Origin of the sequence: Bartonella sp. CR127HXZ, from assembly GCF_042194555.1 — a bacterium.
GTDB classification, from domain to species: domain Bacteria; phylum Pseudomonadota; class Alphaproteobacteria; order Rhizobiales; family Rhizobiaceae; genus Bartonella; species Bartonella grahamii.
In genome coordinates this window covers 1-23,299 of the sequence record NZ_JBHIMZ010000015.1, presented here as the reverse complement: position 1 = coordinate 23,299, position 23,299 = coordinate 1, and the positions used below count along the sequence as shown (strand labels likewise).

18 protein-coding genes and 4 pseudogenes are annotated in these 23,299 nt (G+C 42.9%); 20 read left to right on the top strand and 2 right to left on the bottom strand.

The genetic code is table 11. The features are described from left to right. The 9 genes and pseudogenes from ACFIKY_RS07960 to ACFIKY_RS07920 all read left to right on the top strand — a co-directional run. Positions 1 to 7,947: hemagglutinin repeat-containing protein (locus ACFIKY_RS07960; protein WP_375661649.1), on the top strand; the 7,947-nt coding region annotated here is incomplete at its 5' end. Between the two features lie 20 nt (positions 7,948 to 7,967). After that, entirely contained in the window at positions 7,968 to 8,372 is a 405-nt protein-coding gene (locus ACFIKY_RS07955; protein ID WP_375661648.1) for a hypothetical protein, read from the top strand. Between the two features lie 63 nt (positions 8,373 to 8,435). Next, positions 8,436 to 9,125, top strand: a pseudogene (locus tag ACFIKY_RS07950) (filamentous hemagglutinin); the annotation flags it as partial. Between the two features lie 11 nt (positions 9,126 to 9,136). Next, positions 9,137 to 9,541, top strand: coding sequence for a hypothetical protein (locus tag ACFIKY_RS07945; RefSeq protein ID WP_375661647.1), 405 nt, complete (start codon positions 9,137 to 9,139; stop codon positions 9,539 to 9,541). Positions 9,542 to 9,708: 167 nt separating this feature from the next. Then, positions 9,709 to 10,185, top strand: a complete 477-nt coding sequence (locus tag ACFIKY_RS07940; RefSeq protein WP_375626845.1) for a hypothetical protein — start codon at positions 9,709 to 9,711, stop codon at positions 10,183 to 10,185. Between the two features lie 186 nt (positions 10,186 to 10,371). Beyond that, positions 10,372 to 10,566, top strand: a complete 195-nt coding sequence (locus ACFIKY_RS07935; RefSeq protein WP_375661646.1) for a hypothetical protein — start codon at positions 10,372 to 10,374, stop codon at positions 10,564 to 10,566. Further along, positions 10,554 to 11,810, top strand: a pseudogene (locus ACFIKY_RS07930) (filamentous hemagglutinin); the annotation flags it as partial. The gene ACFIKY_RS07935 and the pseudogene ACFIKY_RS07930, both read left to right, overlap by 13 nt. Then, a complete protein-coding gene (locus ACFIKY_RS07925) occupies positions 11,807 to 12,211 on the top strand; it encodes a hypothetical protein (RefSeq protein ID WP_375645088.1) in 405 nt (134 codons plus the stop codon). The pseudogene ACFIKY_RS07930 and the gene ACFIKY_RS07925, both read left to right, overlap by 4 nt. 179 nt (positions 12,212 to 12,390) lie before the next feature. Continuing rightward, complete coding sequence (locus tag ACFIKY_RS07920; RefSeq protein ID WP_375645087.1) at positions 12,391 to 12,750, top strand: hypothetical protein; 360 nt, start codon at positions 12,391 to 12,393, stop codon at positions 12,748 to 12,750. Positions 12,751 to 12,852: 102 nt separating this feature from the next. Here ACFIKY_RS07920 and ACFIKY_RS07915 read toward each other — a convergent pair whose 3' ends face one another. Both ACFIKY_RS07915 and ACFIKY_RS07910 read right to left on the bottom strand, forming a co-directional pair. Further along, the gene (locus tag ACFIKY_RS07915; RefSeq protein WP_273788688.1) at positions 12,853 to 13,053 is read right to left on the bottom strand and encodes an AlpA family transcriptional regulator; all 201 of its coding nucleotides are present in this window, start codon (positions 13,051 to 13,053) and stop codon (positions 12,853 to 12,855) included. Positions 13,054 to 13,262: 209 nt separating this feature from the next. After that, entirely contained in the window at positions 13,263 to 14,429 is a 1,167-nt protein-coding gene (locus tag ACFIKY_RS07910; protein ID WP_375661644.1) for a tyrosine-type recombinase/integrase, read from the bottom strand. A gap of 173 nt (positions 14,430 to 14,602) precedes the next feature. Between ACFIKY_RS07910 and ACFIKY_RS07905 the strand changes: the two are divergent. The 11 genes and pseudogenes from ACFIKY_RS07905 to ACFIKY_RS07855 form a co-directional block, all read left to right on the top strand. Further along, a pseudogene (locus ACFIKY_RS07905) lies at positions 14,603 to 15,097 on the top strand (hypothetical protein); the annotation flags it as partial. 28 nt (positions 15,098 to 15,125) lie between these two features. Next, entirely contained in the window at positions 15,126 to 16,472 is a 1,347-nt protein-coding gene (locus ACFIKY_RS07900) for a hypothetical protein (RefSeq protein WP_375661643.1), read from the top strand. A 2-nt stretch (positions 16,473 to 16,474) separates the two neighbouring features. Beyond that, positions 16,475 to 17,401, top strand: a complete 927-nt coding sequence (locus tag ACFIKY_RS07895) for a hypothetical protein (RefSeq protein ID WP_375661642.1) — start codon at positions 16,475 to 16,477, stop codon at positions 17,399 to 17,401. Between the two features lie 128 nt (positions 17,402 to 17,529). Further along, positions 17,530 to 18,639, top strand: a complete 1,110-nt coding sequence (locus ACFIKY_RS07890; protein WP_375661641.1) for a hypothetical protein — start codon at positions 17,530 to 17,532, stop codon at positions 18,637 to 18,639. Next, positions 18,636 to 19,283, top strand: a complete 648-nt coding sequence (locus ACFIKY_RS07885) for a transglycosylase SLT domain-containing protein (protein ID WP_375661640.1) — start codon at positions 18,636 to 18,638, stop codon at positions 19,281 to 19,283. The genes ACFIKY_RS07890 and ACFIKY_RS07885 overlap by 4 nt, the downstream gene beginning before the upstream one ends. Positions 19,284 to 19,295: 12 nt before the next feature. After that, positions 19,296 to 20,297 carry a phage tail protein gene (locus tag ACFIKY_RS07880; RefSeq protein WP_375661639.1) on the top strand — a complete coding sequence of 334 codons (1,002 nt, stop codon included), beginning with the start codon at positions 19,296 to 19,298 and terminating at the stop codon, positions 20,295 to 20,297. Positions 20,298 to 20,304: 7 nt separating this feature from the next. Then, entirely contained in the window at positions 20,305 to 21,318 is a 1,014-nt protein-coding gene (locus tag ACFIKY_RS07875; protein ID WP_375661638.1) for a phage tail protein, read from the top strand. 7 nt (positions 21,319 to 21,325) lie between these two features. Beyond that, positions 21,326 to 22,453: a phage tail protein gene (locus ACFIKY_RS07870; protein WP_375661637.1), complete on the top strand. Its 1,128-nt coding sequence runs from the start codon at positions 21,326 to 21,328 to the stop codon at positions 22,451 to 22,453. Positions 22,454 to 22,462: 9 nt separating this feature from the next. Then, on the top strand, positions 22,463 to 22,684 hold the full coding sequence (locus ACFIKY_RS07865) for a hypothetical protein (RefSeq protein ID WP_375661636.1): 222 nt from the start codon (positions 22,463 to 22,465) through the stop codon (positions 22,682 to 22,684). A 22-nt stretch (positions 22,685 to 22,706) separates the two neighbouring features. Continuing rightward, positions 22,707 to 22,868, top strand: a complete 162-nt coding sequence (locus tag ACFIKY_RS07860; RefSeq protein ID WP_375661635.1) for a hypothetical protein — start codon at positions 22,707 to 22,709, stop codon at positions 22,866 to 22,868. A 25-nt stretch (positions 22,869 to 22,893) separates the two neighbouring features. After that, a pseudogene (locus tag ACFIKY_RS07855) lies at positions 22,894 to 23,299 on the top strand (hypothetical protein); the annotation flags it as partial.

The following is a 23,299-nucleotide window of genomic DNA, read 5'->3' as shown; positions in this document are numbered from 1 at the left end:
TTATTTGGGGGACTTGGTTTTTCTTGTTTGTTCGCATCTTCAGCGTTACAGGCGCAAATTACTGTGGATCCTAACGCTCATGCCGCCAATCGTCCAGATATAGTGGCAGCGCCCAATGGGGTTCCCTCCATTGATATTGTTACCCCCAATGGCAAGGGCTTATCACACAATAAATATGATGATTTTAATATTGGCAATCCAGGTGTGATTTGGAACAATCATGCGCAAGAAGTGGGGCAATCGCAGTTGGGGGGCATTATGCCGGGCAATCCGCATTTGCGTGTTACGGGTTCGGCGAAAGTGATTTTAAATGAAGTGACCAGCAGCAAGCGTAGTGCGCTTCATGGTCCAGGAGAGGTTTTTGGGAGCCCCGCCGATGTGATTATAGCCAATCCCAATGGGATAAGTTGTGATGGTTGTGGCTTTATCAATACGCCCCATGCGACCTTAACCACAGGTGTACCCGAAATTGATGCGAGCGGTTTTTTAAAAGGCTTTGAGGTGCGAGGTGGGGATATTACCTTTGGAGCAAAGGGAGCCAATTTTTTCTCTGGCCAAGGGGCGGTTGATATTGTCGATATTGTCTCACGCACGGTGCATTTTGAAGGAGCTGTTGCGGGCAGAGAAATTGGAGTGACAGCAGGGACGGGTCACTTTGATTATGCTTCTCGTGAGATGAAAGAACTGACCGATATTACTGGTAAACCGGAATATGCGATAGATGGTTCTGCTTTGGGGGCTCTACAGGCGGATCAGATTAAACTTGTGGCAACAGAAAAAGGTGTTGGGGTTCGTATGCGCCATGATATGGCAGCCAATGCGGGGCAGTTGCATCTTTCTGCTGACGGGAAAATCTCGTTGAAGAATGTTTTTGGTCATGGGGGCGTTGTCCTCAAATCGAAAAGCCAGAGCGTATTGGCAAAACACATCACCTCGAAAAAGCATATTGATATTGCAGCACATAAGGATGTGACGTTAGAAACGGTTGGCGCTGATGGTCATTTGAAAATAGAGGCGCAGGATGGGCTTTTATCGATTGCCGGTAAGGCAACCTCTGGGGGCAATATGGAGCTTTCTTCGCGCCAGACACTTCAAGTTTCAGGGCTAGGGTCAGGCGCTGATATGGCTCTTGAATCGGGCGGAGACTTGAAGCTTGAGGGGATTGTTTTAGCGCAAGGGAACCTCAAGGCACATGCCGGTGGTGATATAAAGGCGCAGTTTTTAGCCGGTGGGGTTGATATGGCGGCAACGGGTGCTTCTGGTGTTGTTGTTCTTGGCACCCAAGGGGATGTTGATCTCCAGAGCAGTCAAGGTGCGATTGTCGCTGAAAGTGTTTATGGAGCAGGAGATATCACCCTGGTTTCTCATAACGGGCTTTCTGTTTCTCAAACAATTCTGTCGCATCAAAATGTTGCCATTCAAGCACAACCAGAAACAAATGCTCCCGTTCATTTTGGGCAACTTTTAGCCTATGGCAAGGCAAATATTGAGGGTGGGGCGGTTGATTTTTCTTCGCTGATGACGGGTGAAAAGGCTGTTTTAAAGGTTGGCAGCCTTGATGCAGGCACACTGATGACAGGTGTCGTTTCTACGGGCGGTTCAGGGGATCTTGTTTTAGATGAAAAGGGCTTTCTTTTTATTACAGCAAAAGAAGGGGTGAAGGTTGGTCAGATTGCCAGTGGTGGCAATATTGAAATTTTTGCAGGCAACGACATCTATTATGATCAGGTCATTGGCTATGGCAACGCAACATTGACATCGGTATCTGGAGAGATCAGTGTTGAGAATGTGCTGTCTACCGAGGGGGATGTGAGATTGACAGCACCGACACTGGATTTAAGCAATAATCGTTCTCATATTTACACGCCGCAAACGCTGTATTTAATTGCAGATCATATTGATGTCTCGGGCAGCGAATTGACTTATGGTGGTTTAGACTTTCAAAGCACCAATGCTCTTGATATTCACCATGCGCGGCTACAAGCCGTGACAGATGAGGGAGGGACTGGAGATATTCTTTTTGTTGCTCCAAGCGTTATGGTGGATAAGGCAACTTCTGTTTTAGCGGCACGAGATTTCGTGATCAAAACGGGGGAGCTTGGAAATAGCGGTCAATTAGCATCGGGGCAGGATTTAATCTTTAGCGTGACGGGGGATGTGACCAATAGCAAAACGGGCTTAATTTATGTGAAGGGCAATGGTGCTTTACAAGTTGATGGGGCTTTGCTCAATGACTTTGGTGCCATAATGGCAGAAGGTGATTTATCTTTCACCAATGCAGCTGGCAGCGGAAAAAGCCTTTCGCTTGTTAACAAAGCAGGCTTTATTCAAGCTGGTGGAAACTTAAATATCCAAACCAACACCTTGAAAAACGAAGCCGATAGCACGCCTGTCATCACGGAAAAAACGGAATATAGCGATATTTCATTCGAAAAACCAGACAAATATAATTTTCTCGATGGTAGGGCTTTATATCATGATACGAGATCGAATAGCTGGGGTAAAGGAAAGCTTTCTAAGTGGCCGTTTGGTAAAGACAAGAAAAACTTTATATTTGAACAGCAGGTTTGGGCGAGCAAAGAAGAAACCTATGGCACCGCAATTTTAAGCGATGGAAAAGTCTATAAGGCTTTTACTTGGAAATATAATGATAACAGAAAAGGCATAGAACAGTATTCCTGGAATGGTAATAGGTGGGGGGTCTTATCCCCAAACAAACACTGGTCACATATGACAGAAGAAACTGTCACGCAAGGGTTTTCTCATAAACCAACTGTTTCGGGGGTAATACAATCTAGTGGCAACCTCATCATTAACGCTGATACCATTGACAACCATTATAGCATTATGAGAGCAGGGGGAAATGCCGATATCCACGCCAATGTGCTCACCAATTTGGGGGCAACAGCTTATAAAAACACTTATCTTGGTTGTCAGGCTTATACAGACAGTTGTTATGGCTATAAAGCTGATGGAAGCCGCGATGTTTCTTTAGATATAGCCAATGGCAAGGATCGCCATACTGGTTCAAAAGTTCTTGATACCGTTCCTGGTCTTGTTCAAGCGGGTGGCACTTTAAATCTGGTGGTCGATCAACTCAATAACACGGCAGCGGAAGGTTCAATTACAGGGGATGCGCATTTTAAAGCACAAGCAGTTGGGGGCAATCCACTGGAGTCCTTAAGTGGTTTGCCTGGAGCTGGCGCTCTCTTTACACCAAAAGTGGATCTCAATAATGCAGGAGAACTTTCTGAGGGGCTCCCTTTACCAAAACCCCAATCGGGTGGGGTTGGGGGCACGCTGCCCAACCAGAATTTCATTTATGAAACGCGGGCAGAATTCCTTGATGTTGGCAAGTTTTATGGCTCAGCTTATTATTTGAACAGAATTGGTTATAATCCTGACAGAGAGATTTTTTTCTTAGGCGATGCTTATTTCGAAAAGCAGCTGATTGAAAAACAAATGCGTGATCTTGTTGGTCAAGGTTTGGGCAAAGGTTCCTTTATTCCTGGAAGTGATGCCATTGAACAAGTCAAAACTTTGCTGGATGGTGGGGCAGAATATGCAAAAGCCCACAATCTCCCCTTTGGTGAGGCTTTGAGTGAAGAACAATTGGCGTCCCTAGAAGCCCCGATGGTGATTTATGTGCGCCAACAGGTCAAGGGCATGGATGTTTATGCACCGGTGCTTTACATCCCTGAAAAAGACAGAGCCTCCTTTGTTTCTGCTGGGGCTTTGATCATGGGCGATGATGTGAATATCACCAGCCAAAATACGAGCAATTCAACGATTATCAATTCAGGGCGGATTGCGGCAAATCACCAATTGCATGTGCATGGCGGGGATATCCTCAGTCAAGGAGGGCATTTTGCGGCGGGTGGGGATGCTGTTATCCTTGCGGAGAAGAATATTCGTTTGGATGCAGGGCACACAACGGTTGACGGCGTGGAGACCGTTTTAAACACCGAGGCGCTTTCTGCTGGGGGTAATGCAACGGTGATTGCTAAACAAGATATCACCGCCTCAGGGGTGGGGATCACTACCGGAGGTGATCTTGCCATGGCTACAGAAGAAGGCAACTTGACGATCGGTTCAGCAGAAACCCATTACCATGATGAACAGGGTGATGCCACCATGCATCATAAATCTGTGTTAAACTCTGGAGGCTCGACGACACTTCTCTCTGGAAATAATTTGAATATTCTAGGCTCTGATGTTCAAGCAACGGATAATCTTTCCTTACAGGCAAAAGAAAACGTTTCAATTGATGCCACACGCAACAGTACCAATAGCCATCGCGGGGATCGAACTTCTCATGTCGCCGTGCACAATGGCTCTCATTTAAGTTCTGGAAAAGATACCACTGTTCTCTCTGGAAAAGATATCCATATTGCTGCTTCCGATATAGATGCCAAGGGCAATGTTGGACTTGGCGCCCAAGGGGAGGTAACAATAGGGGTAAGAGAAGATGAGATGGAGTATCATCTTCGCGCCAAAAACACGAAAGTGGATATGCAAGCCTCTCATGCCGTTGGCTCTTCGATAAAATCGGGAGGTGATACCACGGTCATTGCAGGGCAGGATGGCAAGCCGCATGACCTTAGCATCACAGGTAGTTCCATTGTGGCTGATGGCAAGGTAGGGCTGAAAGCCAGCAACGATGTCCTGATCACCAATGCAGAGGATAGCTTACACTATGAAATGTCGTACCACAAAGAGGGTGGAGCATTTAGTAGCAGCAAATCCGTGCATAACAAGGTGGATGCTACCCAAGTTTCCGGTTCACTCATATCTGGGGGTGAAGGCGTTGCCATTGAATCTGGAAACAACACGGAAGTTGTAGCCTCGACGCTCACAGCCGGTAAGGCAGAGGAAACGTCAGGAGAGAAAGCACCAGGAGAACAGAAACAAGCGGATATTACCATTCACTCTGGGGGAAAGATTGTCATAAAAGGCGCCCAAGAACAGTTGGATCAGCAAGCACAATCGTCTTCAAGTGGCTTTTTGCATGAGGAATCGTCCGATACATCTCAATCGCATACCACAACGGTCTCCTCTATCCTTGGGGCAACGGGCAACATTATCACGCAATCAGACAAAGAGACCACAATCACTGCTTCTCATATGTTTGCAAATGAAGATATTCATGTGAGCGGAGAAAGTGTGACGATTGATGGCATGACAGATCATCATAAGAGCCATTCAGAGACCCATGAAACGGGTTTTGGTGTGGGATCGGGCAAGGGTTTTGTGTCGATATACGGGAGTGAGGGAAAGACAGAAAATGAAGAGAGTTTTGAGCATCAAGGCTCTTCTCTCAATGGGAAAAATATCACCATCACCGCCACCAAAAAAGATGTGAACGTGGAGGGCTCTGATTTTACTGCGCAAGAAAATATTCATGTTTCGGCAGCCCATGATGTGAATGTTTCACCTGGTCACAATCGTCATAGGGCAAGCTCAAAGGAAGAACGTACAGGTTTTGGGTTTCAGTTTGAAAAGAACCCTAGCGGTGCTTCCGTGGGTGTTGGAATTGCAAGCGCTAAAGACACAGGGGACCAATGGGAAAATACCAATACGCCATCTCATTTCAAGGCGGGAAAAGATGTGCAGATCAATGGTGGCAATGATGTGAATTTACAAGCAACCATTGTTTCGGCGGATCGTGATGTCAACATTGATGCTGGCAATAATATCACCCTATCAGAAAGCTATGATACCTCTAACGCAAAAGAAAAGCATGAAAAGTCTTTTGCTGGTGTGACAGGCTCTGTCAATGTGGGTATTCTTGGTACAGTAAAAGATGTAAAGGATGCAGCCAAACGTTTTGGTCATGGGGATACAAAACACAAAATCGGTAATGGTCTTATTGCTGGTCTAAAAGGCTATGATCTCTATAGCAAAGGCAAAGGTCTTTATAATGGGATGAAAGGTGGAAACAAACAGTCTATTCGTGATATTGTTGATGTTTCTGCTAGCGTAACCGTGGGCTTTAAGACAGAGAAGGAGGAGGCATCTGTTCAGACATCTACTGCGGTGACAGATAGCATAGAAGGAGGGCGTTCTATTAATATCCATGCCCATGAAGGCAGCATCCATAGTATTGGCGCTGATATTATCGCTGGTACCAATCCAGTCTATGCAAATGATGAACAGAGCGGGAATATCACCTTGGATGCAAGACAACATATCCTCTTTGAAAGTGCACAAAACACGCAAAGCACACAAAACAGAAGTGAAAGCGCTTCAATGAATGTTGGGTATAGTTATGGTACTGGTGGCACAGGGTGGATGGGTAACGCCTCTTTTGGTAAAGGCAAGGGCTCCAGTGAGGAGGTTCAGCAAAAGAACAGCCATATTATAGGCACTGGCACTGTTCATACCAGCAGTGGAGAGGATACCACATTGGCAGGTACCGTGGTTTCTGCAAACCATGTAGAAATGGAGGTTGGTCGTGATTTGAACATTACCAGTCGCAGTGATACGGGTCAAAGTTCCAGCAAGCAAAACTCTTTTTCTATTGGGTTTAATGGTGGAAAAAAGGATGATGCAGCCTCAACCAATATATCCTTGAACAAGGATAAATCCTCTAGTGATTATCATAGTGTTGTGGAACAATCAGGCATCAAAGCGGGTGATGGCGGTTTTAAGATCAACGTTAAAGATAAAACGACCCTAACTGGAGGTATTATTGAAAGCACCGCGCCGGCAGATAAAAACAGCCTGACCACAGGAAGCATTACCACCAGTGATATAAGCAACAGTGCGCATGCGCAAGCCAGCAGCGATGGGATCAGCATTTCTGCGGGTGGTCCGATGTATCAAGGCAAATATGGTGTCGGGAAAAACATTGCCAAAAATGTCTTAGATCATTCAAAAGCTAAAGATTCAGAGGAAGGATACACCAAATCTGCCATTAGCGATGGCACCATCGTCATTACTGATGAAGCAGGGCAGAAGGCATTGACAGGACAAGACGTGGAACAAGCAATCGCCTCCCTTAATCGTGATACTGCCACTGCCCATAAGGGTGTACAACAACTCGATGTAGGCAAGCTGGAACAAATCGTCCATGAAAACCGTGAAATGGCAACTCAACTCTTAGAAGAAGGGTTTAAATACAGCGATGATTCCTATAAAACCATGTTTATCAAAGAGCACCCCATCGCCGTGGTCGACCGTGATGAAAAGGGTAATATACTCTATGAAATAGATGCAAATGGGGTACCTATAAGAGACGCTCGTGGACAAAATATTCCTAAGTTTCATTATTTAACGGATGAAGAAAAGCAGCATTTGCAAGCCGGCTCTGATGGCAAGGTGCATGTGTCCCTCAATGGCATTTTTACACCACCCTATGAGGCTGCTGTTTATGCAGAGCAACATGCGGAGAATAAAAATGTACCGCTTTATTTTGTTGTGTTTCCAGAAGCCGATTCTGCTATCTCAGAACTTCTGGTCGCGGGCTATCAGAAGTTCATGGAAAATAACTTTTGGGGTTTGACCAATTCCACACAAGAAGCAAAAGATATAATGTCTCGCTATGGTAACACAGGATTGCATTTTGATGCCCATAGTCGTGGCAGTTTGACAGGCTTTAATATGATGAATTCTTTCAAACAAGAAGGTGTAAATGATGTAGCAGGCAAGACAACGATCAGTTTCCATGGACCAGCGGCTAATGTTTTGGCGGCATCCGGTTTGTTAGGTTATGTGAGTGGTGGCAAACAAACCACTATTGGTTTTGATGGGCATAGATATGACTTTGTAAGCCGATGGATTGGCGGCAATGGCTATACTTATGAGACAATACCTGCTGGTAGTAACTGGTGGAAAGAAACATGGAATATGTTCACAAATCCTTATAATCCTCATACTTGCCTTGGAGATGCGGGGCGTATGTGCAGCATGCTTTACGGCTCATCTCATCTAGAACAAAAACCTTGAATTAGATCATGGAGGAAAAAATGAAACAAACCTTAAAATTATTAAGTGCGATAACTCTATTGAGTATCGCTGGATGTCAGTTTAATAAACCCCCCCCAGGAGATGTGGCTGCGTGGAAAAAGCCAGGAGCAGGTTTTACAGAGGTAGGAAAAGCCTTGTTAGAATGCGGTCTGCCAAGCCTTATTAATGCTGATACAGAAAATAGAAAGCTCAGCTACAATGCAAATGCAACCATTGATGCTTGCATGCTCCAAGCGGGATTTCGCTATAAATATGATGTGGGGGGAGGCTGGTGTGGAAATTATAAAGCGGAAAACTTGCCCATTTGTCGTCCAGGTGCTGTGATCCCGAGGCCCAGTGTCAAGAAGCGCTTAAATAGCTCTTATTGTAAAAAATATAAAAATGCACCTGAATGCAAACCTTAAGTTTTGTTTGTGATGACCAACAATCCGCCATCCTTGCCTTCACTTGGAATGGCGCGATTGTTTCCTCACGCACATTATTTAACGGATGAAGAAAAGCAGCATTTACAAGAGGGTGCTGATGGCAGGGTTCATGTTTCCTTCAATGGCATCTTTACGCCACCCTATGAAGCTGCTGTTTATGCAGAGCAACATGCGGAGAATAAAAATGAACCGCTTTATTTTGTTGTGTTCCCTCAAGCCGATTCTGCTATTTCAGAACTTCTAGTCGCGGGCTATCAGAAGTTTATGGAAAATAACTTTTGGGGTTTGACCAATTCCACACAAGAAGCAAAAGATTTGGTGTATAGCCATGGTATTACAGGGTTGGAACTTTATGGCCATAGCCGTGGTACCATGACATTGTGGAATATGCTGTATTCTTTCAAACAAGAAGGTGTTCACGGTATAGCCGACAACACGAAGATCAATTTCTATGGACCAGCTTTTAATGTTTTAGTTGCATCCGGTCTGTTAGGTTATGTGAGTGATGGCAAACAAACCACTGTTGGCTTTGATGGGAATAGATATGACTTTGTAAGCCGATGGATTGGCGGTAATGGCTATACTTATGAGACAATACCTACTGGTAGTAACATGTGGAAAGAATGGTGGAGAGTGATCATGAATCCCATAAGTTCCCATACCTGTCTTGGAGATGCGAGTGATATATGCAAAAAGCGTTATGGCCCTTCTCATCGTGAACAAAAACCTTGAAGGAGAAAAAAATGAACATGTTGTTTAAATTACTGAGTATAATAGTTTTATTAAGTATAGTGGGATGTCAGTTTAATAAAACTCCTTCATCATCTTTGGCGATGTGGGAGAAGCCAGGAGCAGATTTTACTGAGATAGGAAAAGCATTGTTAGAATGTGGTATGCCAACCCCTTATGATAAGGATCCAGAAAATAGAAAGTTAAGTTTAAATAAAAAGGCGTTCATTGATTCTTGTATGGTTCAATCAGGATTCCGCTATAAAGATACAGAGGCAGGAACGTGGTGTGAGAATTTTCAAGGAAAGAATCTTCCGGCTTGTCGTCCTGGCGCTGTTGTTCCACAGCGAAGTGTCAAGAAGCGCTTAAACAGCCCTTTTTGTAAAAAATATAAAAATAGTCGCAAATGCCAGCCTTAATGATCAACAATCTGCTATCCTTGCCTTCGCTTGGAATGGCGGGATTGTTCCCTCAATCCATCATCTCAATATTGGTCACCGTTGTTTTAATGAAGCGGTGACAGAAAATATCAACAGGCTTATGAGCTCTGTTTTATCGTAAGGAAACCCACTGAAGGAGGGGAAAAATGAAGAAAATCTTAAAACTATTGAGTTGCATAGCTCTCTTAAATACAGCTGGATGTGTTAACCAACCTCCTCCATCAACTTTAGCATTATGGGAAAAACCAGGTGTCGATAAAGCGATGATCCAACAATCCTTATCAAAATGTGGCTGGAAACCGGTTTATGCTTCTTCTAGTGATATGAATTCGTATGCGAGTGAATTTGCCTCAGTTTATGAGTGCATGAAAAAAGCAGGTTTCCGGTATAAATTGCAAGATTCAAAAGGGCTCTATTTTGTACAACCTCTGAAAAGTGACTCGTTTTTAGCTAATTTGATGCTAGCTGGATATCAGCAATTTATGGACAATGATAGCTTTGGTGTGACCAACAAAACGAAACAGGAACGCGCTTTACTAACGCATTTTGAGGATGAAAGAAAACGTCAGCAAAAGCAAAAAGCTTTACAAAAGCGATCACCAAAGCGTCCTCCCCATCGTTAAAAAGGTCGTTGGATAAAATCACGAATGAAGTAGAGGATCAAAGCTGTCTTCTTCTTTATCCACGCAACGAGCACTTTTAATTTGGTGTTTAAGATAGTCGACAATAAGGCAGGTGAGGTTTCATTACGGGGGATGCGTATTTTGAAGCCAAAGTCGTGGGGCAATCCATAGGATACGTTAAGCGGTTTGACCGAGACTGGCGCATCTGGTAGTATGACAGTGGGCTTTAAGAAAGCAGAAGCTTCTTCTCAAGCTTTCACCGCGATGAGCACAACAATAGAAGCAGGACGCGCTGTCAACATGCAAGCCCACAAAGGCAGCATCCATGGTGTTGGAGCCGATATTATCGCTGGTACCGCGCCGGCAGAAAAAACAGCCTGATCACAGGAAGCATCAGCACCAGTGATATAACCAACAGTGCACATGCTCAAGCTAGCAGCCAAGGTTTAAGCATTTCTGCGGGTGGTCCGATGTATCAGGGCAAATATGGTGTCGGGAAAAACATTGCCAAAAATGTCTTAGATCATTCAAAAGCTAAAGATTCAGAGGAAGGATACACCAAATCTGCCATTAGCGATGGCACCATCGTCATTACTGATGAAGCAGGGCAGAAGGCATTGACAGGGCAAGATGTTGAGCAAGCCATAGCCTCCCTTAATCGTGATACTGCCACCGCCCATAAGGGTGTACAACAACTCGATGTAGGCAAGCTGGAACAAATCGTCCATGAAAACCGTGAAATGGCAACGCAACTCTTAGAAGAAGGGTTTAAATACAGCGATGACTCCTATAAAACCATGTTTATCAAAGAGCACCCCATCGCTGTGGTCGACCGTGATGAAAATGGCAATACAATCTATGAAATAGATGCAAATGGACAGTATATCAAAGACGCTCGTGGACAACCAATACCTAAGTTTCATTATTTAACGGATGAGGAAAAGCAGCATTTACAAGAAGGCTCTGATGGCAAGGTGCATGTTTCCCTCAATGGTATTTTTACCCCACCCTATGAGGCGGCTGTTTATGCAGAGCAACATGCGGAGAATAAAAATGTACCGCTTTATTTTGTTGTGTTCCCCCAAGCTGATTCTGCTATCTCAGAACTTCTGGTCGCGGGTTATCAGAAGTTTATGGAAAATAACTTTTGGGGTTTGACCAATTCAACACAAGAAGCAAAAGATATAATGTCTCGCTATGGTAACACAGGATTGCATTTTGATGCCCATAGTCGAGGCAGTTTGACAGGCTTTAATATGATGAATTCTTTCAAACAAGAAGGTGTAAATGATGTAGCTGGCAATACAACGATCAGTTTCTATGGACCAGCGGCTAATGTTTTGGCGGCATCCGGTCTGTTAGCTTATGTGAGTGGTGGCAAACAAACCACTATTGGCTTTGATGGGCATAGATTTGACGTTGTAAGCAGATTGATTGGCGGCAATGGCTATACCTATGAGACAATACCTGCTGGTAGTAACTGGTGGAAAGAATGGTGGAGAGTGATCATGAATCCCATAAGTTCCCATACCTGTCTTGGAGATGTGGGTTATAAATGCCAAAAGTTTTACGGCTCATCTCATCGTGAACAATTTCCTTTAAGTAAATCAAAGAGTAAAAAATGAAACACATTTTAAAGTTATTAAGTGGAATAGTTTTGGTGAGTGTAACTGGATGTAATATCGATAAACCTCCTCTAGGAGAGATAGCTACGTGGGAGAAAAATGGTGTTACTGATTTTACTGAGGTAGGTAAAGCCTTATTAGAATGTGGAATGCCAACCCCTTATGATACTGATCCAGAAAGCAGAAAGCTCAGCTACAATGCAATAGCAACCATAGAAGCTTGTATGATTCAATCAGGTTTTCGTGATAAAGTGGGAGGGGGAACTTGGTGTGTAAATCATAAAGCCGAGGATCTTCCCATTTGTCGTCCAGGCGCTGTTGTTCCACAGCGCAGTGTCAAGAAGCGCTTGAACAGCCCTTTTTGTAAAAAATATAAAAATAGTCGCAAATGCCAACCTTAAGTTTTGTTGTTTGTGATGATCAACAATCCGCCATCCTTGCCTTCGCTTGGAATGGCGCGATTGTTTCCTCAATCTGTCATCTCAATATTGTTCACCGTTGTTTTAAGCAGCGGTGACAGAAAATATCAACAGGCTTAAGAGCTTTTTATCGTAAATAAATCCATTGAAAGAGGGAAAAAATGAAGAAAATCTTAAAACTGTTGAGTTGTATAGCTCTGTTAAGTATCACTGGATGTGTTAACTCAATTCCCTCACTTTCTCCAGCATTATGGAGAAATAAAATACTTTTAGAATGTGGAGTACCGGACCTTAATAAGGTTGTGGCGCTAGATTTGAATCAATTTGCCAATATTGAAATGTGTATGGCGCAATCAGGTTTTCGTCCTAGCTTTACAATACAAGAATGGTGTGAAAACCATAAATCGGACAATCTTCCCATATGTCGTCCTGGTGCTGTCATGCCTCAACGAAGTGTTGAGAGACGCTTAAATAGCCCTTATTGTAAAAAGCATTCAGAACAACTTGAATGCCAGCCTTAAGTCTTGCTTTAGCAGAGAAAGCCTTGAATTTACACCAAATAAAGCACCAGGTTGATGAGTTTGAGAAAGCCTTGTCTGTCCTTACGTGACAAGGTTTTCTTTTTATGCTACGTCGCTTTGACGTTGCTGTTTCGCTTGCTCGATTACATTGATAAGATCTGATTGTAACCAACGCGATAAAAAACCAAATTTTAAAGGTTTTGGGAGAGAGCCATTAGTTACATGACGGCGGAATGTTGAGACACTCATATGAAGCAATTTTGCACTTTCACGGTCTGTCAAAAGAATATCATTTTCTGTCATAATAATTTCCTTTCAAAAGTAAAAAAATGAAAACAAATCATAAGCATTTATTAACCACATTTTGGTTCATTTTTGAAGGTATTTTATTTATAGAAAACAATATTTTATCATACAATTTCTGATGTGATAATTTATGACTCTTATTGAGAAGAATGAGAGAGAAGAGAGCTAAAGTTATCCACAGATAATGGGGTTATTCACCCCATATCTTAAGATTGACCAGTGACATAAGCTGCCCATTTATCCATATAGATCCGGCGTTGTTCTAGATAATCAGTCCGACGATAGGCACGCTCTACTTTACCCCCTACCGTATGACTTAGAATAGTTTCAGCGACCTCATAGGGGGCATCGGTTGTTTCAGCGAGCCAATTGCGTAAACTAGAACGAAATCCATGGGGGCAGGCTTCAATTTTATTTTTTCTCATATACGCCGCCATCATCGTATGTGAAAGAGGACCACGACCGGTAAGTGAAAAGATGAAATCACTTTTAGAAATACAGTGGGCTTGTTCAATTACTTTTAATGCTTCAGATGATAAGGGCACGCGAAATTCTTTTGTTGTATCACGCTTTCCTTTCATATTCTCAGCAGGAATTGTCCATATATCCCCATCAATTTGATCTTTATGAATATGACGTAAAGGGTTAGAGCGAACCCCTGTAAGGATAAGCAGACGCAAAGCAAGATGTGTTATGTTTTGTGTTTTACAGAGGAACTGATAAAAATCTGGTATATCTTTCCAATCCATTGCTGGTCTATTAGTGATCTTATGACGTTGTTTTCCTAAGAGAGCACGTGCTTTTTCTGTTGCTTGTAAATCAACATCCAAACCCAAAGCAGCCGCATGTTTGAGACAAAGATTAAGACGTATCAATGCTATCTGAGCTGTTCCAGCTTTTGTATGCCAAATGGGAGAAAGCGTATCGCGTATCTCTGTTTGTGTAATCTCTGAAACGGGGAGGCAACCTAATTTAGGGAGAATGTAAAGCCGCAAAGGTGAAAACCAATCACTAGCCTTACCATCTCTTTTTAATTCGGCTTTACGACTTTCAAAAGCATCCACGGCAATGTCTTTTAAGTAATGGAGATTGCTTATTGCTTCACGCTTTTGTTTTTCACGTTCTTTAATAGGGTCACGCCCTTCACGTAAAACAGCACGCCACCCAGTTGCTAATTCACGGGCTTGTTTTAAAGAGACATGTCTTAAGGCACCCAATCCCATTTCACGGCGCCGACCATGAATGGTATATCGTAAAATCCATTGAGCACCTCCATCTTTACGCTTATGAAGTAACAAGCCGGCACCATCATTATATTTGCCAGCCCCCAATGTTGCGACAGCCCTTGCATTAAGACGATTCATAAGAACCATTTTTACTCCTTTCTTGTACAAATTTTATCCACACACTCATCCCACTTGTTATGTGCAAGTAAGTGGTTTTAGTTGATTCAAGATAAACAGATTTGAAATGAGAGAATCCTACGTTATTCGAGACACTCATTCAACATACAAAACAGTGAATTATCATTATAAATCAATGTCTTGTAGACCGTGTAAGAGATACGATTAACAGCTCTTTTGCAGGTGCGGGTCGTTATGGGTCCGGTGCACATGCAGGTGTATTGGCAAATGAACTTGGTGCTTTGTCCACAAGTGCTACAGCAGACCAGTATAATCGTGATGCGGACCGCATGATGCAAGCGAATTCACTGATAGACCAAGCCAATCAAAATCAGTTGGGAGCCTCAAATAACTTCTTACAGGGTTATGGCAATGCCTATTCCAATGCCATACAGGGGGGAGGTGTGCTTGATGCCCACAATCAGAGAGTTGTTGATGCCAATCGTGAACGTTGGCTGGAACAAGACAATAGCGGTTGGAATAGGTTGAATATGCTTATGAACGCCGGTCATGGCTTTGCAAGGAATTACGGCACGACGACGAATAATAATACAGCCTCTATGATGCAAGGCAACGACCCTTGGAAGAACGCTATAGGGATTTTAGCTAGTATTGCTAATTTTGCAGGAAAAAAGTGAGGTAGTTATGCAAAATAGTAACGATAACATGTTATCAAGACTTCTTAAGTCTATGCATGTAATAAGCCAATATGTACCACGTATACGTTTCAACGATCTAGAAGACGCCAAACAACAGGCAAAGAATTTACCTTATTTAACCCCTTCTTCCCCTATAGCAACTTTTGGTTCACAATCAAATCCTTTAGGTTTAGCTAAAAATACTTCACCTTTACCAGATGTAAGTTCGTCTTTAAGATCGGCAGGCAGAAAACCAGATGTACCGTCTTCAGTTCCTTCTTTACCAGTAGCGACCTTTGGTTCACAACCAAATCCTTTAGGTATGGAACCTTTGCCTAATGCAATTGAAACTTCAGATTTGGCATCATTGAAACCAAAGCAGTCTCAATTACCAGAGCCTATTTCATCTGTAGAACCACAGAAGTCTGTACAGCCACAACAGAGTATTGTTCCTCACCAAGATACTGGTTCTCAACAGAGTTTTTGGGATCACTTGCGTAGTCCTGAGTTTTTACAAAGATTATCGGATTATGGGATTGGTTATGCATTATCAGATGGGACGATAGCACAAAGTTTAGCGAATGCAGCTATGAATCTTCGTCGTGGTGATATGGAAAGAGAAAAAAGAGGGCAGGTTAATCAGACCGTCGAGTATCTAAAGTCCAAAGGCTATAGCGAAGAAGAAGCGCGGTTCATGGCTGGGAATAAAGATGCGTTGAATGCTTTTCTATTACAAAAAGCGAACGGCGGTTATGATACTAGATCTAAAGAAGAATTGGACCGCCTACGAGAAACGATAGAGCTTAAAAATAGAGAAACTATCAGTAATAATACACTCCATGACATTGAACGTTTTATGAACTATATAGAAGAAAATGGTGAATGGGCTACAGGTAATGCGGCTAGTATACAAGCTCAGTTGGGTGTTCCTCAACACCGTGATATGAGTTCACTGCTTGATTCCATTAAAAATCGTATAGGTATTGATCGTTTAGAAACGATGAGACAGTATTCGCGTAATGGCGCCTCAGGTTTTGGGAATCTCACAGAAAGAGAACTTGATATCTTAAAGAGCTATTTAGGAGAGATAAAGTACAACTTGGGTCATAAAGAGCTCTTGTTTAGGTTGAAAAAAATCCATGAAATTTTGGGTAAGATGAAATCAGACGTATTGTCTTTGCTAGAAAACCGTCACGTTGCATTAACGAAAGAGAATGTTGATCAAGTTACAGCATCACAGCCGCATTCTAAAGCTCCACAGCAAGAACATAGTAATCAGTTACCAAAAATGAGTTTAGAAGAGGCATCTATTAAGGATAACGTGCCTTATTTTATAGATAGTTCCAGTGGTAAAATTCTTGTTAAGGAGAAATAGTAATGGACCCTTATAAAGCTTCTGGTGAGATTAATTCTCAATATGTATACTCTAAGAATGGAACGCGTTTCCGCGTAGTTGAAGACCCTGATGAAATTGAAAAAATTATAAGATCACATGCTAACACTTTTCCTTCGTCCTCTTCTCAATATGTATATTCTAAAAATGGAACGCGTTTTCGCGTAGTTGAAGACCCGTCTGAGATTGCAAAGCTATCTAATTCTTTTTCTGAAAGTCAACAAAGTACAGTAGATCAATCAAGTACACCAGATTCTTCTCCACTTGATGGCAAGGATTGGAGCAAGACGCGTGCGGTTTGGAGCCACCTTATGTCTGGTCTCACGGCAGGTTATAGTGATGAGATACAAGCGGGGAATGAAGCGGGTTTTACGGATTATTGGAGCGGCGATAAAAAAGCCGAAGAAATCTATAATAGAAGAGTAGCCAAGGAACGCGCTTACCAAAAAGCCTTGGAAGAGAAACATCCATGGTTGTCTTCTGGTGCTTATATTGCTGGTTCGATTTTACCAACAATAGCATCATTTGGTATTCCAGCATTAAATTTTTTGCGAGCAGGTTCGACTTTAGGAGGTTTAGGTAGGGGAGCTCTTGTTGGGGCAGGTTCTGGAGCTTTACACGGTTCTGGTGCAGGAGAAGGTTACAATGATACGGTGAATTCGGCGTTAGCTGGTGGTGTTGGTGGGGCAGTTTTGACGCCGGTTGCTGCTTTAGGAGGTATAGGTATTTCTAAGGCAGTTCGTAGTTTAGGAAATGCTTTAAAATCACCTCCACTTGTAAGGAATTATTTTAATCCTGCTCATAAAGAGGTTTCCAATAAAGCTTTGCGAGAAGTTGCCAAGCAACTTTACGATAATAAAACCCAAAAATTACCGAACGTCTTAGCTCAGAACCTCAGGAAGTATTTTTGACAGATATTAATGAAAAACTACGACAGACTTTGTGGAATGCGTCTAAAACAAATGAAGATGTTTATAATCTCTTGAAACAAGCGCATGAGAAAAGATTGGGAGGTTCTGTTCAACGTCTTGATGATATGATGGAGCAGACAATTGTTCCATACCAGCATAGCGATACTTTAAGCAGGACGCTTAAACAGCAAGGGAAAGAAGCGCATGATCATCTTTATGAACAAGCAAGGCAAACGCCGATAGGACGAGAGTATTATCCGGCTCTTAATAAACTTTTTGAAAATAAAGGATTTCAAAAAGCTCTCAAAGAAGCTGTCAATACTTTAGAGGAACACCCTCTCAGTATAAATCCTAGAAGGTTTTATGATAGAAGATTTAGCAGTATAACCTATAAACCTACGATAGAGTTATTAGATCAAACTAAGCAGTCTCTTGATGATTTAATCGAAAAAAGTAAGAAACATGGCGATAACCAAAAGATTTTAGGATACGAAGTCCTCAAACAAAATTTGGTAAAAATAATGGATGAAATCTCTCCTACGTACAAAGCAGCACGCGGTAGTGCGGCAAAATTCAAAAACTTTGCAGATAGCTTTGAGGAAGGTAGACAAGCTTTTGGAACAAAGCTTGAAAAGAGTTTTGAAAGGGATGCAGTTCAGGAAAATCTTTCTAAAGGGAATTGGACAAAACAAAATAATACCTATCAGATGGGCATGAGAGATGCATTAGATGATTTACTCAGAAAAAATGATGACCCTATTAATGAATTTTCTAAACTTTTAAAACAAAATCTTGCATCTGAGAATCTTAAAAGGATGATAGGACCGGAACGGTTTTCTACTTTTAAAAAGGCAGTAGATCAGGAGCAATTCTATTCTGATGCAGCAAAAGAGGGTTTTAGCAAATTTGAAGGCACTCCTGAGGTTTCTCTTTTTGATGGAATTAATTTTTCAAATTTTTTGCATTGGCCAACTGAATCTCTCAAATTAGCACGAAACATATTTTTTCATCCGAATGCACCAGAGGCGCTACGAGCAAAACGAGAGCTAGAGCGCGGTATAGCGAAATTAGCAACTTTTGGCGTTAAAGGAATGGAACGCAATGAAATTGCCAAATTGATTCAAAGTGCTTTGAAGTGGCATAAAGCCGGTGTGATAACGGATGAAGGCTTGAAGATTGTTTCTAGAGCTGTAGCAAAAGGGTTAGGTCCTAGTGCTTCAATAGAGTATGCGAAATGACCCGTTATAGTCCTTCTGTTAATCAAGCGATACGGCAAACGGCAGCACGTTACGGCTTGCCAGAGAGTTATTTATACCGTGTTGCGCAAGTTGAAAGTGGAGGAAATCCGAATGCAAGGAATCCCCGCTCTTCTGCTGGTGGGTTGTATCAATTTATCGATAGCACCGCCAAACAATATGGTTTGCAGGATAGGTTTGACCCCATGCAAGCGGCAGATGCCATGGGGCGGTTGACACTTGATAATCGCAATCATTTAAGCCGTCTGTTGGGAAGAGCGCCTAGTGAAGCGGAATTGTATTTAGCACATCAACAAGGGGCAGGAGGAGCCGCGCGTCTTTTGCAAAATCCCCATGCCAATGCGGCGCAAATTGTTGGGAGCAATGCGGTTGGTTTGAATGGTGGTAACAGTAGCATGCGCGCCGGTGATTTTGTTAACCGTGTATTACAGATGTACGGAGGGCAGCCTTATAGAGCAAGCCCTGTAGCGCAGGGTGGCATTAGAAATAGAGACAACTTGTTAGAGGTTTTAAGGGCATTATTAGCATCACAAGAAGAGGCTTCTGAAGAAGAAGAGAGCGATGATGATAATCCTTTGATGACGCAATTTATGCGGGCGTTTTACGGACCGTTTTACCGGAATTAGGATTCACGAGAGATGTCAACGATTTATGATTGGTCGCTTAGAGCGGCGGATAATACGCGCGTGGATGATTTGATTGATTGGTCCGAAGGACAGCATCCTAGCAGTGTGAACACGAGCGCCCGTGTGATGATGCAGCGCGTAAAGGAATACTTGTCAGACACGGGTGGAGAGCTTGAAGGCATTGTTACAAATGATCATGTCCAACAAACGAGTGTGATAAGGCTTGCGAGCACTTCACAGTTTTTAGAGTATAAGAATGGTATCGTTTTGCGCTTTATGGCGACGGGCAGGAATGTTGGAGCGACCACGATTGTCTTAAATGCTTTAGATGGCAAGCCGGTTTATAAGGCAACGGAATTAGGGGTTGGTCCTTTATCAGGGGGCGAAATCCAACAAGGGTGCATTTATACATTGGTTTATAATGAAGATCATTGGCATCTCGTTAATCCTACCTCTATCCCTTTAGAAGTAGAAAGCAGTCTTTATCCCACGGGTTTTATAGGAACCTTTGGAATGCGCGGGATTCCAAAGGATTGGTTAATTTGCGATGGGAAAGCTTATTTGCGTCGTGATTATCGTGATTTGTTTTCTGCGATAGGAACGGTTTGGGGAGAGGGGGATGGCGTTACGACATTTAATGTTCCCGATTTTCGAGGGATGTTTTTACGGGGTGTTGATGGAGGGCGCAATATTGATGAGGGGCGTTCTTTTGCAAGTGTGCAAACAGATTTAATCGAGTCTCACCAACATCAAGGACAGAGTCTTTCGATGTCTCATTTTACCAGCAACGAAAACTTTTGGGATGGGAATACGACGGATGTATTGGGCTATCGTCTAGGCTTGTTTGGGGGGAGCTCTCTAGCGAATTTTATGGGCATAGAGCGTGAGAATTTAGGGGGCTACATTGTAAGTTCTCATACTCTTGATGAGAGCCAAGAGGTTGTTTTGGAGAGCACTGGTGAAGGCGAGACGCGTCCAGTAAATGTGAGTGTTCTGTTTGCGATTAAGACATGAGGTTAAAATGTCGACGATCTATGATTGGTCTTTAAATGCCTCCTTGAATGCCTATTGTGATGATTTGATTGATTGGTCAAAAGGACAGCGCCCTAGCAGCGTGAATAATAGCGCCCGTGTGATGATGCAGCGTGTGCGTGAATATTTATCCGATACGAGTGGTGTGATTGAAAGCACTTTTACGGTTGATGCTGAACAACAGACGACGTTGATAAGACTTCAAAGTAAATCGCATTTTTTGAAATATAAGAATGGGATATCAGTTTGTTTTAAAGCAAAGGGTAAGAATGTTGGGGAAACCGCAATTGCCTTGAATGATTTGGCGGCTAAACCTGTTTACAAAGCGACGGAATTAGGTATCCGTGCTTTATCGGGAGACGAGCTTCAAAGGGGATGCATTTATAGCTTGGTTTATAGGGATCATGCTTGGCAAGTTTTAAATCCTACGCCTCTTTCTTTATCACAAGAACCGGTTATTCCCGTTTATCCTACGGGGACGATAGGGATTTTTGGGATGCAAGTTTTGCCAGATGGCTGGTTACCCTGTGATGGGAAGGCTTATTTGCGCAGTGATTATCCTGCTCTTTATGATGCGATAGGGATCAGATGGGGTGGAGCTGATAGTTGGACGAAGTTTAATGTTCCCGATTTGCGTGGTGTTTTTTTACGAGGTGTTGATGATGACCGCGAGATAGACCGCTTTCGTTATCTTGGCACTTTACAAAATGACGCTATGAGAAAGCATGACCATGGGGGGCAATCCTTTACGATTTTGAATGATGAAAATCAGGAAGAGAGTTGGCATGGTGATATGACGATCATCTGGGGATATGTGTTGAATGACCAGCAAAGATTGAAACTTGCTGAACGTTTGGGTGTGAGGGCAGAGGATATACGCGTGCACCATAAGCTAGCCTTTCCCCATTCCCACCTTCACATGCGTGATGTTGCATTGGCAAGTTCAGGTGTAAGTGAGACGCGCCCGATTAATATGAGTGTTGTGTTTGGAATCAAGACGTGAGGTTCAGATGTCCACGATTTATGATTGGTCTTTAACGGCATCTGAGAATGGTGGTGCTGATGCTTTAATTAATTGGTCAGAGGGACAACATCCTAACACGGTTAATAATAGCGCTCGTTTTATGATGCAAAGGATAAGTGAGTATTTATCGGATACGGGCGGCGTGCTTGAAGGGATTGTGACGGTTGATAATAACCAAAAGACGAGCGTGATAAGGCTTCTAAGCCAATCGGCATTTTTAGAGTATAAGAATGGCATATCGGTTTGTTTTAAAGCGAAGGGAAAGAATGTTGGGGCGACAACAATTGCTTTGAATAATTTAGCCGGTAATCCCGTTTATAAGGCGACAGAAACCGGTTTATTAGCCTTATCGGGAGGAGAGATACAAGATGGCTGTCTTTATACCGTTATTTACGATGAAGATATAACCGGTTGGCAAGTTCTCAATCCGACAAGGGGTAAAGCTTCTTCCTTAAAACGCTTACCCTCCGGTCTGATAGGACCGTTTGCAATGGAACGCTTGCCGGATGGTTGGTTGCCATGTGATGGGAGTGCTTATTCACGGTATGTTTATTGGGACTTATTTTGTGTCATAGGAACGACGTGGGGAGAGGGGGATGGCGTTGAGACGTTTAATGTTCCCGATTTTCGGGGGCTATTTTTACGGGGACTTGATAATGAACGCAATTTAGACCCTTGGCGTTCTTTTGCAAGTATACAACCCTGTTCTTTAAAAGCGCATAAACATTTTATAGGTCCAGCGTCATCAGAAGGTCTTTCTTCTCGTAAAAAACGGGATGTTTCTTCTTCTGAAGTTTCTTTGCAAAGGCGCAAGAGAGCTATAGACGAAGAGTGTGTAGGTTTGAGTGGGGATAGCTTAAAGAAATGTCATGAAGAATTTGACCGAATAGTGGGCATTTCAGAGGTTCCATTTTGGTTTACAGAAAAAGATAAACCGCCTCGTTTACCTTGGTTTATCAGGAGCCCGTTTGCTAATTTTTTATATTATTCAACGCCTATAACAGAAGGGCTGAATGACAGAGAGCATCATGAACATCACCTTATGGCAGAGAGGGTTGGTGGTGTTGAAACGCGCCCCGTTAATGTGAGTGTCATTTATGGGATCAAGACATGAGGAGTTGAAATGTCATTAAAACCGTTTGCGATATCAGAGATTAGCGACCCGTCTCAAGTACGGGTCGTTTTGTATTCGGGGGGAGGTTTTGTACATGCGCCGCTTAATGGCGTTTTTGATTTACTGAAAGCCGCTTTGAAAACGGATCTTGATGGATCTGTGAAAGATTTAGAGAAGCGCTTAGAGAGCTTAAGAGAAGAGTTTGAAGATTTGAAAGAGTGTTCATTTTAGGTTTAATGAAGGAATAAAGCATATGAAAATACCTGATCATAGTCATGAGTATCTGATACCAATAGCAACGAAAGAGGAAATCAGAGAAGGTACTTCGCAAGGTAGCGTTGTTGTTCCTAAGGTTTTAGGGACGGCATCTTTGTATTCGTATGAAACCTTTGCAGCGTTAGAACAGGTTGTTTAATGCAAGGCAAGAGTCGGAAAAAGTCATGGCGCGCGCAAATAGTGCGCAACAGGTTGCAGAAGAATCTAAAAGGGTTTCTGATCAAGCGCTTACAGAGGTGACGAAAACGGGTGAAGCGGTTACAGCAGTAACAACAACTGCTAATCTTGCAAAAGATACAGCGGATACAGTCAAGGGATTAGCAGAAGAAGCCAAGAGTGCATCTGATGCCGCGAAGCAAATGGCAGAAGAGGCGAAAACAGGGGTGGAACAAGCCTCGCAAACAGCTTCAGAAGCGACGCGTTTGGCGGAAACAGCGAAAAGTGCAGCAGAGAGTGTAACAGAGAAAGTAGATCAAGCACTAAGAGAGGCTATCGATGCAAAATCTAAAGCAGAAGGCTTAGAAACAATAGCCAATGAAGCAAAATCCACGAGTGATCAGGCAAGCCAAA